Here is a 12,221-nt window from a genome sequence, read left to right as displayed (position 1 = left end):
GAGCTGGCACCCATGACCCTGCGCGCCATGCACTTCGTCGTCCCCGGCGGGGTCGCCGACCCGGCCCGGCCCAGCGGCGGCAACGCCTACGACCGGCGCATCAGCCTGGACCTGCCCGGCTTCGGCTGGCAGGTGCACCAGCACCTCGTCCCCGGCCCCTGGCCGCTCCCCGACTCCGCCGCCCGCGCCGAACTCGCCCGCGTGCTGCGCAGGCTGCCGGACGACGCGGTCGTCCTGCTGGACGGGCTGGTCGCGTGCGGGGTGCCCGAGATCGTCGTGCCCGAGGCCCAACGCCTGCGCCTGGCCGTGCTGGTGCATCTGCCGCTCGGCGACGAGACCGGTCTGGCCCCCGAGGTGGCGGCCGAACTCGACGCCCGGGAACGGGCCGTGCTGCGCGCGGCCGACGCGGTCGTCGCCACCAGCGACTGGGCGGTCCGCCGCCTCGTCGCCCACCACGGCCTGGCCCCGGACCGGGTGCACGCGGCGACACCCGGAGCCGACATCGCCCCCCTCGCCCCCGGCACCGACGGCGTCTCCCATCTGCTGTGCGTGGCCGCCGTCACCCCGCGCAAGGGCCAGCACCGCCTGGTGGAGGCCCTGGCCGCGGCCCATGACCTGCCGTGGAGCTGCACCTTGGTGGGAGCGCTGACCCAGGACCCGGCCTACGTCACCCGGCTGCGCGCCCAGATCGACCGCCACGGCCTGACCGACCGCATCCACCTGGCCGGGCCCCGCGCGGGCGCCGAACTGGACGCCGCCTACGCCGCCGCCGACCTCATGGTCCTCGCCTCGTACGCCGAGACCTACGGCATGGCGGTGACGGAGTCCCTGGCCCGCGGTGTCCCGGTGCTCGCCACGGACGTCGGCGGAGTCCCGGAGGCCGTCGGCCGCGCCCCCGACGGCGGTGTCCCCGGCATCCTCGTCCCGCCGGAGGACCCGGCCGCGCTCGCCGCCGAACTGCGCGGCTGGTTCGGCGAACCGGACGTCCGCCGCCGGCTGAAGTCGGCCGCACGGGGCCGCCGGGCAGCCCTGGACGGCTGGGCCACCACGGCCCGCACCCTGGCCGGAGTGCTGCACCGGCTGCCGAGCGAACCGAGGAGGGCCGCATGAGCAGGACGACGGCGGTACGTGAGGACGCGGGGGGCGTGCCCCGGGAAACCCCGGAGGGCGACGGCACGGCGGTGCTGCCCGGCCCCGGGACCGACCGGGAGCGGGGGAGTGCCGGCGAGCCGGACGTCATCGCGGGCGCCGGCCCCGTCGCCGGACCCGGTGAGCGGGCCACCGTGCGGCTGCGGCAGAGCGCTCCCGAGGAGCCCCCTCGCTACGCGCCCGAGTGGCTGGAGCTGCGGGAGGGCGCCGACGCGGCCGCCCGGTCAGCGGAGTTGCCGGATGCGCTGCGGACGAGGCCGGCCGACCTGCCCGGCCGCGCCGCGGGCGGCCTGGTGGTGCACGACCTCGGCTGCGGCACCGGCTCGATGGGCCGCTGGCTGGCGCCCCGGCTCGACGGCCCCCAGCACTGGGTGCTGCACGACCGCGACCCCTACCTGCTGCACTTCGCCGCCGTCACCTCTCCCAGGAGCGCCGCCGACGGCAGCCCGGTCACCGTCGAGACCCGGCGCGGGGACGTCGCCCGCCTGACCCCCGACGCCCTCGCGGGCGCCTCCCTCGTCACCGCCTCCGCGCTGCTGGACGTCCTCACCCGGGAGGAGATCGACGCCCTCGCCGCCGCGTGCGCGGGTGCGGGCTGCCCGGCCCTGCTGACCCTCTCCGTGGTCGGCCGGGTCGAACTCGCCCCCGCCGACCCGCTGGACGCCGAACTCGCCGACGCGTTCAACGCCCACCAGCGCCGCACCGGCCTGCTCGGGCCGGACGCGGTCAGTACGGCCTGCGAGGCCTTCGGCGAGCGCGGCGTGACCGTTCAGGTGCGCCCCAGCCCCTGGCGGCTCGGCCCGACGGACGCCGCCCTCACCGCCCAGTGGCTGCGCGGCTGGGTCGGCGCGGCCGTGGAGCAGCGCCCCGAACTGCGTGACCGCGCCGCGCGGTACCTGGCGTCCCGCCTCGCCGCCTGCGCCAGGGGCGAACTGTGGGTCACCGTCCACCACGCCGACCTGCTCGCCCTGCCCCGCCCGACGGACGCCGGGTCATGAGCGCCCCGACCGGGTCCGGCCCGGCTCCGCCCTCACCGGCAGCCGTCGCCTCCGGCACGGGCCGCGGTACGCCCGCGGCCCTCGGCGGGGCGGACCTGGGCGCGGCGGGTCCGGCAGCCGCGGCGCCGGGCGCCGGTCGAGGGCCGGAGACTGCCGTGCGGGGCACCGGCCGGGGGCCGGAGACTGCCGTGCCGAGCGCCGGTCCGGAGCCCGGGACCGCCGCGCCGGTCCGGGTGCTCGGCCCGGCGGACCCGGTGGCGGGTCCGGGCTCCGGCCCGTCCGGCCCGTCCGGCCCGTCGGCGCCCCGGCGGCGCTCCGCCCTTGCCGGGCTGCGGCCGCACCTCGGCACTCTGGTGGGGCTCGCCGTCCTGACCCTCGTCGTCTGGCGGCTCGGGACCGGGGTGTTCCTGGACGGGCTCGGCCGGATCGACCTGCCCGCCGTCCTCGCGGCGCTCGGGATCGGGCTGGTCACCACCGTGTGCAGCGCATGGCGTTGGCAGCTCGTCGCCCGCGGGCTGCGGATCGGGCTGCCGCTGCGGCCGGCCGTCGGCGACTACTACCGGGCGCTGTTCCTGAACGCGGCCCTGCCCGGTGGCGTCCTCGGCGATGTGCACCGGGCCGTGCGGCACGGGCAGAGCGCGGGGGACGTCGGCCGCGGTGTCCGGGCCGTGGTGCTGGAGCGGACGGCCGGTCAGGCGGTCCTCGCCGTGGCGGGCGGCGTCGTCCTGGCGACGGTGCCGTCCCCCGTGCGGGCCGAGACCCGGCAGATCGTCGTGTTCGCCGCCATCGCCGCGACGGGCGCGTTCGCGATCGTCGCCGCCCTGCGCATGAGCCGGCCCCGCGTCACCGCCCGCCGGGCGTTCCTCAGCGAGGCAGGCGAGGCGCTGCTCTCGCGCCGCAACGGCCCAGGCGTCCTTCTCTCCTCGCTCGTCGTCCTCGCCGGATACGTCGCCACCTTCCTGCTGGCCGCGCGGGTCGTGGGCGTGGGCGCCTCCGCGCTCGCCCTGCTGCCGCTGGCCGTCCTCGCGCTGCTCGCCATGAGCCTGCCGCTGAACGTCGGCGGCTGGGGCCCGCGCGAGGGCGTCACCGCCTGGGCGTTCGGCGCCGCCGGGCTCGGCGCGCACGAGGGGCTCGCCGTGGCCGTCGTGTACGGGGTGCTGAGCCTCGCGGCGAGCCTGCCCGGCGCGGCGGTGATCGCGCTGCGCTGGTACGCCGGGCCGCGCGGGCCCAACTACCCGGCCGGGTCCGCCTCTTCGCCCTTCAGCAGCGAGAAATACGCGCCGAAGGAATCCGCGAGACTCGCCAGCAGTGCCTTTCCCTTTTCCGCGGATCCGAGGGAAGGACGGCCTATGACGCCCGAATCGGTATAGGCGGCCATTCCCACGGTGAGGAGGTGCCGCCGGTCGTCGGCGACGAAATCGGCGGACTCGTAACCGGGCCGCACCATTTCCGGATACGCGTGCAGAAGGATGGAGGTCTCTATTTCCCCCGCGTGCATGTCGGTGAGCAGCGAGGTGCGCACCCCGGCCCGTTCCCGGGCCGTCTCCCAGTCCTCCGGGGCCGGGAACAGCGCCATTCGCTCACCGCGCGCGGAGGACTCCTGGACCACGTTGCCCAGGACGTAGTTGCCGCCGTGCCCGTTGACCAGCACCAGCGTGTCGACGCCCGAGCGGCGCAGCGACTCGGCGATGTCCCGTACCACCGCGTGAAGGGTCACGGAGGAGATGCTGACCGTCCCAGGCCAGGCCGCGTGCTCGTGCGAGCACGAGAGTGTCACCGCAGGAAGGAGGTGCACGGGGTGCGCGGCGGCGATCTCCCCGGCGATCGCGCAGGCGACGAGCGTGTCGGTGGCCAGCGGAAGATACGGTCCGTGCTGCTCGAAACTCCCCACGGGCAGCACCGCGATCCGCGAGTTCCGCGACCGCACGTCCTGTGTGGTGTCCGCCGGCAGCAGACCGTACGCCGTCGACCGTATGTCCGAACCACTCATCTTTTTCACGGCCTTTCGTCTTTGCTGAGGAACAGATCATGACAGAAAAGATCGGCGTGCTCGCCAAGAAGTCCGCACCGCGCACCGGAGTGGAACGCGTCGTGAATGCCCCGCTGCCCACCGTGTACGGGCCATTCACCGCGGTCGGCTACCTCGACCACGACCGCGGTGACGAACAGGTCGCCCTCGTGTACGGCGACCTCGGCACCGAGGACGTGCTGACCCGGCTGCACTCGGAGTGCCTGACCGGCGACGCCTTCGGCTCCCAGCACTGCGAGTGCGGCGACCAGCTCGACTCCGCGCTGCGGGCCGTGGTGGCCGCGGGCAGCGGCGTCGTCGTCTATCTCAGAGGGCACGAGGGCCGGGGTATCGGCCTGCTCGGCAAGCTGCGGGCGATGGCGCTCCAGGCGGAGGGCCTGGACACCGTGGAGGCGAACGTCGCCCTCGGCTACCCCGTGGACGCCCGTGACTACGGCGTCGCCGCGGAGATCCTGCGCGACCTCGGTGTCCGCTCGGTGCGGCTGATGTCCAACAACCCGCGCAAGCGCGAGGCGCTGGTGCGCCACGGCATCCAGGTCGCCGAGGAGGTGCCGCTGCTGATACCGCCGTGCGAGAACAACATCACCTATCTGCGCACCAAGCGGGAGCGGCTGGACCACCGCCTGCCCCATCTGGACGCGGTGGCGCACTGGTCATGACCCGGTGACGGCCTCGTGCACGAACCGCTTGAGGTCCGGGTAGACGGTGTGGGAGCCGCGCGGCCGCATCTGGGTCATGAACTGCACGGTCAGCTCACGCCCGGGGTCGACGAAGAACGTCGTGGTGGCCACGCCGCTCCACCCGTAGGTGCCCGGCCCGGCCGGTGCCAGGGTGCGCTCGGGGTCGGTCACCACGGACACGCCGAGTCCGAAGCCGAGGCCCTCCTTGGCGGCCACGTCGTGCGCGGGCCTGCTGCCGAAGGAGCGCAGATCGGCCCCGACCGGCAGGTGGTTGGAGGTCATCATCTCCACCGTGCCGGGCGCCAGCAGCCGGGTGCCGTCCACCTCGCCCCGGCGCCGCAGCAGTTCCATGAACCGGTGCAGATCGTGCGCGCTCGCCACCATCCCGCCGCTGCCGGACAGGAACCGGGGCCGCCCGGCGCGTAGCGGCAGCCCCGGCACCGGCTCGATCCGGCCGTCCTCCCGCTCGCCGTACAACTCGGCCAGGCGCGGCGCCTGTTCGTCCGTGACCTGGAACCCCGCGTCCGTCATCCCGAGCGGCCGGAAGATCCGCTCGGCGAAGAACTCGTCCAGCGGCTGCCCCGACACCACCTCGACGAGGCGCCCCAGGACATTGCTGGCCACCGAGTAGTTCCACTGTGTGCCCGGATCGAACTGCAACGGCAGGCTCGCGTACAGGTCGACCGTCTCCGCCAGGTCAGCGCCCGGCCGCACGGTGGACTCCAGCCCGGCCTCCCGGTACAGGGCGTCCACCGGGTGGCAGTGGTAGAAGCCGAAGGTCAGCCCGGCGGTGTGGGTCATCAGATGCCGCACGAGGACGGGCCCGGCGGCCGGTCTGGTGCGCACATCAGGGCCCGAGCCGTCGACGTACACCCGGGGGTCGGCGAAGGCGGGCAGATGGCGGGCGACCGGCTCGTCCAGCGAGAGCCTGCCGTCCTCGACGAGTATCAGCGCGGCCACCGAGGTCACCGGCTTGGTCATCGAGTAGATCCGCCACAGCGTGTCCGCCTCGACCGGCAGCCCGGCCGCCCGGTCCCGCAGGCCGTACGTCGTGAGATGCGCGACCCGCCCGCCGCGCGCCACCGCCACCAGGAATCCGGGCAGCCGGCCCGCGTCGACCTGGCGGGCGAAGTGCCGGTCCATGCGCTCCAGCGCCTCCGGGTCCAGCCCCGCCTCGCCCGGGTCGGCGTCCTGCCGCAGCTGTGCCATGGTGCTCCTCCGGTCCCTTCGACGGTGCGAACGGGCATACCCCGCCGGGACGACCTCAGACCTCATGATCGCTCAAGGGCCGCGTGAACCGTGTCTCGTCACCGTCGTGACCGGCGCCCGCCGGGACCTCGTGCCGAGAACCGCCCGGCAGCAGCAGTGCCACCGCCGCGCCCACCGCCGCGACACCCGCCAGGACCGGCATCGGCAGGCGCAGCCCGCCGACCCCGGCGAGCGCGGCCGCCGCGGCGACGCCCAGCACCGGGCCCACGTTCAGCGCCGTCTGCTGAAGGCCGCCCGCCACACCGGCCGACGCCACCGGAGCCTGCCGTACGACGACCTGCGTGGCCGCCACCATCACCGCTCCGAACCCGCCCCCGACGAGCGCGAACCCGGTGCACAGCGCGAGCGTGCCGGAGGCCGCGCCGAGCAGCAGGACACCGGCGCAGAGCAGGGCCATCGCCCCCACGGTCGTCCGCCGGGCGCCCGCCCGGTGCAGCAGTACGGGGCTCGCGACCGCGGCCGCCACCATCAGCAGCGCGAGCGGCAGACTGCGCACCGCACTCTCGAACGGGTCCAGGCCGAGCGTGTCCTGGAGCAGATAGATACAGGCGAACAGCGCCCCGTGCAGCGCGGCGGACGCGGCCACCAGTACCGCCAGCGCGGCCCCGATCGCGGGCGCCCGGACCAGCTCCGACGGCAGGAGCGGATCGACGGTACGGCGTTCGTGCCGTACGAAGCCGAGCCCGGCGGCAGCGGTCACGGCCAGTCCCGCCCCGCTCCCGGCCGTCCACCCCGACTCGGGCAGCCCGACCAGCGCGTGCACCAGACACCCGAGGGTGACGGCGAGCAGCAGGGCACCGGGCAGGTCGAGACCACCGGGCCGTCCGTGCCGTACGTCCGCCGGTGCGCTGTCCGCCTCGCGTACGGCGGTCAGGGCGAGCGTGCCGAGGAGCGCGGCCGGGACGACGTTGAGGAAGAACACCGCCCGCCAGCCCCACTGGGTCACCAGCGCACCGCCCAGCACCGGGCCCGCCGCGGCCGCGAGGCCGATCGCCGCGGTGCGCACGGCGAGCGGGGTGCGCAGCCGCTCCGGGGGGTACGCGGCGCGCAGCATGCCCAGCGTGGCCGGTTGCAGCAGCGCGCCGAAGACGCCCTGGAGGACCCGCAGGGCGATCACCCAGCCGATGCCGGGCGCGAGCCCGATCGCGGCCGAGGCCGCTCCGAAGCCGAACATGCCCAGGCCGAACAGCCGCCGGTGCCCGTACCGGTCGCCCAGCCGGCCGCCGAACACCAACAGCCCGGCCACCGCGATCAGATACCCGGTGCTGGTCCACTGCGCCTGCGCGAAGGTCGCCCCGAGGTCGCGCTGGAGGGTCGGCTGCGCGACGGTGAGGACCGTGCCGTCGAGGGCGACGATCACCGCACCGGCGACGCTGCTCGCCAGGGTCAGCCGGGCCCTCACCGGCCGCTCCCCAGATGGGCGTCCAGCGTCGCGTCCAGCAGGGGCGTGAAGTCGTCGGCCCCGGTGGCGAGTTGGAGGCTTCCCCAGCCCCACAGCTGGGCGATGCCGTGCAGGTTCGCCCACAGCGCGCCCGCCACGGTGCGGGCGTCGGCGTCGGGCCGCACGGCGGCGACCCGTTCCGCGAGCGCGGCGAACAGCGGCAGACTCGTGTCGCGGAGCCCCAGATGACCGCTCTCCAGCAGATCATGACGGAACATCAGCTCGTACATGCCGGGGTTGGCGAGCGCGAACTCCACATAGCAGTGGGCGACGGCCGCGATCTGTTCGCGCGGACCCGCCTTCTCGTCGGCGAGCGCGGGTGCGGTGTGCCCGGCCAGGTCGGCGAAGCCGCGCCGGGCGATGGCCGACAGCAGCTCCAGGTGGGTGGGGAAGTGGCGGCGCGGCGCCCCGTGCGAGACGCCCGCGCGGCGCGCGATCTCCCGCAGTGTCAGTGCCTGGGCGCCCTCGTGTGCCACCAGCTCCACCCCGACCTCGACCAGCCGGGCGCGCAGGCCCGTGTCCGACTCATGCATGGACACTGTCTACCAGGCGTGCGTAGACAGTGTCTACTCATCGTGACGCCCAGGGGAATAGGGGGCCCCGTGGTGCGGGTTGCAGCAGTCATGACCGAGGACGCTCTGCTGAAACTGCTCTCCGACAGCCGGGGCGGGGTGCTGGTCACCCTCAGACGCGACGGACGCCCCCAGCTGTCCAACGTCATGCACGCCTACTCGCCCGACGAGCGGATTCTCCGCGTGTCGGTCACCGACGACCGCGCCAAGACCCGCAACCTCCGCCGCGACCCCCGCGCGTCGTACCACGTCACGACCCCGGACCGCTGGGCGTACACGGTCGCCGAGGGCACCGCGGAGCTCACCCCCGTCGCCACGGATCCGCACGACGACACGGTCGAGGAACTGGTCCGCCTCTACCGCGACCTCCAGGGCGAACACCCCGACTGGGACGACTACCGCGCGGCGATGGTCCGCGACCGCCGTCTCGTGCTGCGGCTCCATGTCGAGCGGGCGTACGGCGTCCCGCACGCCTGACGCCGCCCGGGGCGGCCCCTCACTGGCGGCTGACCGACCGGCTCACGCCCGCCACCACCGTCGTCGCGAGGATCCAGCCGGTGACGACGAGGACATAGGACAGCCACTGGTACCAGCCCCGCGGCGCGAAGGCGCCCTCCTGGCCGAAGGAGATCACCGGCACCAGCAGGTCGAGGGTGTAGAAGACCGGGTTGAAGTCGGGCGCCTCGCCGGGCTTCAGCGGGCTCGGCGGGTGCAGGCCGTAGACCAGGGAGCCCAGGCCCAGCAGCGAGACCAGCCAGCCCGCCGCGCGCAGCGGGCGGAAGCCGTAGCCGACCGTGGCGTCCTGGACCAGGCCCCAGACGCGGCCGTACCAGGGCAGTGTGGTGCGGTGGCGGCGCTGCTTGGCGAGCTGGACCAGGCGTGCCGCGTGCTCGTCGCCGATGCGCAGATAGGCGGCGGTCAACTGCTCATAGGCGTGCGGGACATAGCCGTCGCCGTCCCGCTCCACCATGGGCAGCCGCCGCTCGGCGGGCTCCTGCGGGGTGAGGGAGGCATACGCGAGCCCGTCCATCAGGACCCGTTCGGGCACGGTGTCCGGCTCCAGGAACAGCACGTCGATCTGCGCCCGGCGCAGATTGAGCGTGCCCTCCATCGGCGGGCCCTTGCGCAGCCACAGCTCGCCGATGGTGCTGCTGCTCGCCCGCAGCACCGTCTGCCCGGGGTGCGCCAGCCTGCTGTACGACAGGTCGAGCCGCCCGGCGATCCGCGCGCCGCGCAGCCCGATCCAGCCGTCGACCTCCGAGTTCCGCATCAGGACGTCGCCCTCGACGGCGAGGGTCTCGCCGTCCACCGCGACCTCGTCGCTGCCTCTGATCCGGGCGTGGTTGAGCGTCACCGTGCCGTTGACCGCGGCCCCGGTCAGCCGGATCTGGCCGTGCACGTGCAGACCGGGTCCCGACAGCCCGTCGCCGATGGCCACATGATGGAGCTGGAGCGCGGCGTGCTCGGGTCCGGGCGCGTCGATCGTCGTCCCGTCCAGGAACAGCGCCCCGGCGATCTCTGTCCCGCCCAGCCGTACGGGCCCGCCGAACCGGCAGCCCGACAGCCGCAGGATGTCCTCGATCCGGACGTTGGCCGCGTCCATGCCGGGCAGCACCGAGCCTCGCAGACTCAACTGCCGCAGCCGGGCGCCGTAGAAGACCGGCTCCTGGTCGAAGTGACAACGACTCAGCCGCACGGGCCGCTCGGTGGCCGCGTACTCCAGGTCGAGGACTCCGGTGATCCGGGCCCCGGTCACCCGGAGCGCGGGTATCTCCCCGTCCTCCTGGGGGTCGTTGAGCAGCAGGGTCCGCAGCACGGCGGCCCGCACGGTCCGTTCGGGCCCCCACCCGGCTCCGGCGGTGGGGTCCTGGTGAGCGCCGTCGCGGAAGTCCACCGCCTCCCCCCGGGGGAAGGCCCGCCACACCCGCGCCTCGGCCGGGGTCAGGTCGTTGATCTCCATCGCGGGCGACTCTGACCCGGCGGGGGAACGGGTGTCAACTCCGTGCTGACGGGCTGGTGTTCCATTCCGCGATCACCGGGCGCCCGTGTTCGGTGGACAGCCTGCTGACCGTGCCGGTGGCGAGCTGGAACAGCCGTCCCTCGGCCGGGGACAGCCCCAGCCGGCGGGCCGTCAGCACACGCAGCAGATGGGCGTGCGCGATCAGGACCACATCGCCGTCGCCCCGCGCGAGGGCCGGGCCGACCCGGGCCAGGACCCGGTCGGCCCGGAGTCCTACCTCGGCCGGGCTCTCGCCCTTGTGGTCGGGGCCGGGCGGCACGCCGTCGCGCCACAGGTCCCAGCCGGGGCGGTCGAGATGGATGTCGTCGGTTCTCGTGCCCTCGTAGCCGCCGTAGTTCCACTCGTGCAGGTCGGGGTCGGTCACGGCCCCGGTCAGGCCCGCGAGTTCGGCGGTGCGCCGCGCGCGGGTGAGCGGGCTGGTGAGGACGAGGGAGTAGATCCGGCCGGACAGGAGCGGAGCCAGGGAGGCCGCCTGCCCCTCACCGCGGTCGGTGAGGGGCAGGTCGGTGAAGCTGGTGTGGCGCCCCGAGGCGCTCCACTCCGTCTCGCCGTGGCGGACCAGCAGCAGATCCCCCACGGCGGGACCTACTTCTTCTCTACGGCGTGGCCGCCGAACTGGTTGCGCAGCGCCGCGATCATCTTCATCTGCGGGGAGTCGTCCTGGCGGGAGGCGAACCGCGCGAACAGCGAAGCCGTGATCGCCGGGAGCGGGACGGCGTTGTCGATCGCCGCCTCAACCGTCCAGCGGCCCTCGCCCGAGTCCTCCGCGTAGCCGCGCAGCTTGTCCAGGTGCTCGTCGTCGTCCAGCGCGTCGACCGCGAGGTCCAGCAGCCAGGAGCGGATGACGGTGCCCTCCTGCCAGGAGCGGAAGACCTCGCGGACGTTCTCCACGGAGTCGACCTTCTCCAGCAGTTCCCAGCCCTCGGCGTAGGCCTGCATCATCGCGTACTCGATGCCGTTGTGGACCATCTTCGCGAAGTGGCCCGCGCCGACCCGGCCCGCGTGGACGTAGCCGTAGGGGCCCTCCGGCTTGAGGGCGTCGAAGATCGGCTGGACGCGGGCGATGTTCGCGGCGTCGCCGCCGACCATCAGCGCGTAGCCGTTCTCCAGGCCCCACACACCGCCCGAGACACCGGCGTCGACGAAGCCGATGCCCTTGGCGCCCAGTTCACGGGCGTGCTTCTCGTCGTCCGTCCAGCGGGAGTTGCCGCCGTCGACCACGATGTCGCCGGGGGAGAGGAGGTTTCCCAGCTCGTCGACGACGGACTGGGTGGCGCCGCCGGCCGGGACCATCACCCAGACCACGCGGGGGCCTTCGAGCTTGTCGACGAGCTCCGCGAGGGTGCCGACGTCGGCGAGGTCGGGGTTGCGGTCGTAGCCGACGACGGAGTGGCCGGCGCGGCGGATGCGCTCGCGCATGTTGCCGCCCATCTTGCCGAGTCCGATGAGACCGAGCTGCATGATCAGTTCACTTCCTTGAGGTCGCGGTAGGCCGCGACGAGGGCTGCTGTGGAGGCGTCCAGGCCGGGCACGTGGGCGCCTTCGGTCAGGGCGGGTTCGACGCGCTTGGCGAGGACCTTGCCGAGTTCGACGCCCCACTGGTCGAAGGAGTCGATGTGCCACACCGCGCCCTGGACGAACACCTTGTGCTCGTACAGCGCGATCAGCTGGCCGAGGACCGACGGGGTCAGCTCACGGGCCAGGATGGTGGTGGTCGGACGGTCGCCGCGGAACGTCTTGTGGGCCACCAGTTCCTCCGGCACGCCCTCCGCGCGGACCTCCTCGGGCGTCTTGCCGAAGGCGAGTGCCTGGGTCTGCGCGAAGAAGTTCGCCATCAGCAGGTCGTGCTGGGCCGCGAGGGTGTCACCGAGCTCGCCGACGGGCCGGGCGAAACCGATGAAGTCCGCCGGGATCAGCTTGGTGCCCTGGTGGATCAGCTGGTAGTAGGCGTGCTGCCCGTTGGTGCCTGGCGTGCCCCACACGACCGGGCCGGTCTGCCACCGCACCGGGTTGCCGTCACGGTCCACGGACTTGCCGTTGGACTCCATGTCGAGCTGCTGGAG

General features: G+C 74.1%; 11 protein-coding genes and 2 pseudogenes. 5 read left to right on the top strand and 8 right to left on the bottom strand.

All coding sequences use genetic code 11. From position 1 onward, the window contains the following. Nucleotides 1-12 precede the first annotated feature (12 nt). From ABZZ79_RS36995 to ABZZ79_RS36985, 3 genes and pseudogenes are all read left to right on the top strand, one after another. Nucleotides 13-1,110, top strand: a complete 1,098-nt coding sequence (locus tag ABZZ79_RS36995) for a glycosyltransferase family 4 protein (RefSeq protein WP_356696648.1) — start codon at nucleotides 13-15, stop codon at nucleotides 1,108-1,110. Continuing rightward, a complete protein-coding gene (locus ABZZ79_RS36990; protein WP_356696600.1) occupies nucleotides 1,107-2,147 on the top strand; it encodes a class I SAM-dependent methyltransferase in 1,041 nt (346 codons plus the stop codon). The genes ABZZ79_RS36995 and ABZZ79_RS36990 overlap by 4 nt, the downstream gene beginning before the upstream one ends. Continuing rightward, nucleotides 2,144-3,262 (top strand): annotated as a pseudogene (locus ABZZ79_RS36985) (lysylphosphatidylglycerol synthase transmembrane domain-containing protein); the annotation flags it as partial. The gene ABZZ79_RS36990 and the pseudogene ABZZ79_RS36985, both read left to right, overlap by 4 nt. 116 nt (nucleotides 3,263-3,378) lie before the next feature. Here ABZZ79_RS36985 and ABZZ79_RS36980 read toward each other — a convergent pair. Further along, nucleotides 3,379-4,137 carry a creatininase family protein gene (locus tag ABZZ79_RS36980; protein WP_356696598.1) on the bottom strand — a complete coding sequence of 253 codons (759 nt, stop codon included), beginning with the start codon at nucleotides 4,135-4,137 and terminating at the stop codon, nucleotides 3,379-3,381. 38 nt (nucleotides 4,138-4,175) lie between these two features. Between ABZZ79_RS36980 and ribA the strand changes: the two genes are divergently transcribed. Beyond that, on the top strand, nucleotides 4,176-4,835 hold the full coding sequence (ribA, locus tag ABZZ79_RS36975; protein WP_356696596.1) for a GTP cyclohydrolase II: 660 nt from the start codon (nucleotides 4,176-4,178) through the stop codon (nucleotides 4,833-4,835). On the opposite strand, the gene ABZZ79_RS36970 is transcribed toward ribA, so the two are convergent. Genes ABZZ79_RS36970 through ABZZ79_RS36960 form a run of 3 tightly spaced genes read right to left on the bottom strand, consistent with a single transcriptional unit; the run spans nucleotide 4,830 to nucleotide 8,099 of the window. Further along, nucleotides 4,830-6,065, bottom strand: coding sequence for a serine hydrolase domain-containing protein (locus ABZZ79_RS36970; RefSeq protein ID WP_356696594.1), 1,236 nt, complete (start codon nucleotides 6,063-6,065; stop codon nucleotides 4,830-4,832). The genes ribA and ABZZ79_RS36970 overlap by 6 nt on opposite strands. 55 nt (nucleotides 6,066-6,120) lie before the next feature. After that, nucleotides 6,121-7,527, bottom strand: coding sequence for an MFS transporter (locus tag ABZZ79_RS36965; RefSeq protein WP_356696592.1), 1,407 nt, complete (start codon nucleotides 7,525-7,527; stop codon nucleotides 6,121-6,123). Continuing rightward, nucleotides 7,524-8,099 carry a TetR/AcrR family transcriptional regulator gene (locus ABZZ79_RS36960; RefSeq protein WP_356696590.1) on the bottom strand — a complete coding sequence of 192 codons (576 nt, stop codon included), beginning with the start codon at nucleotides 8,097-8,099 and terminating at the stop codon, nucleotides 7,524-7,526. Before ABZZ79_RS36960 ends, ABZZ79_RS36965 begins: the two co-directional genes overlap by 4 nt. Before the next feature lie 90 nt (nucleotides 8,100-8,189). Between ABZZ79_RS36960 and ABZZ79_RS36955 the strand changes: the two genes are divergently transcribed. Next, entirely contained in the window at nucleotides 8,190-8,615 is a 426-nt protein-coding gene (locus tag ABZZ79_RS36955; RefSeq protein ID WP_356696588.1) for a PPOX class F420-dependent oxidoreductase, read from the top strand. Between the two features lie 19 nt (nucleotides 8,616-8,634). Here the strand turns inward: ABZZ79_RS36955 and ABZZ79_RS36950 are convergent, their stop codons facing one another. The 4 genes and pseudogenes from ABZZ79_RS36950 to ABZZ79_RS36935 all read right to left on the bottom strand — a co-directional run. Next, nucleotides 8,635-10,098: a membrane-associated oxidoreductase gene (locus ABZZ79_RS36950; protein ID WP_356696586.1), complete on the bottom strand. Its 1,464-nt coding sequence runs from the start codon at nucleotides 10,096-10,098 to the stop codon at nucleotides 8,635-8,637. A 34-nt stretch (nucleotides 10,099-10,132) separates the two neighbouring features. Then, nucleotides 10,133-10,735, bottom strand: a complete 603-nt coding sequence (locus ABZZ79_RS36945; protein WP_356696584.1) for a histidine phosphatase family protein — start codon at nucleotides 10,733-10,735, stop codon at nucleotides 10,133-10,135. Nucleotides 10,736-10,743: 8 nt separating this feature from the next. After that, nucleotides 10,744-11,619: a phosphogluconate dehydrogenase (NAD(+)-dependent, decarboxylating) gene (gnd, locus tag ABZZ79_RS36940; protein WP_356696582.1), complete on the bottom strand. Its 876-nt coding sequence runs from the start codon at nucleotides 11,617-11,619 to the stop codon at nucleotides 10,744-10,746. A 2-nt stretch (nucleotides 11,620-11,621) separates the two neighbouring features. Next, nucleotides 11,622-12,221: pseudogene (locus ABZZ79_RS36935) on the bottom strand (glucose-6-phosphate isomerase); the annotation flags it as partial.

Source organism: Streptomyces sp. NPDC006458 (genome assembly GCF_040612135.1).
Classification (GTDB): Bacteria; Actinomycetota; Actinomycetes; order Streptomycetales; family Streptomycetaceae; genus Streptomyces.
The sequence above is the reverse complement of the archived record's forward strand: the minus strand, read 5'-3'. Positions and strand labels throughout refer to the sequence as shown.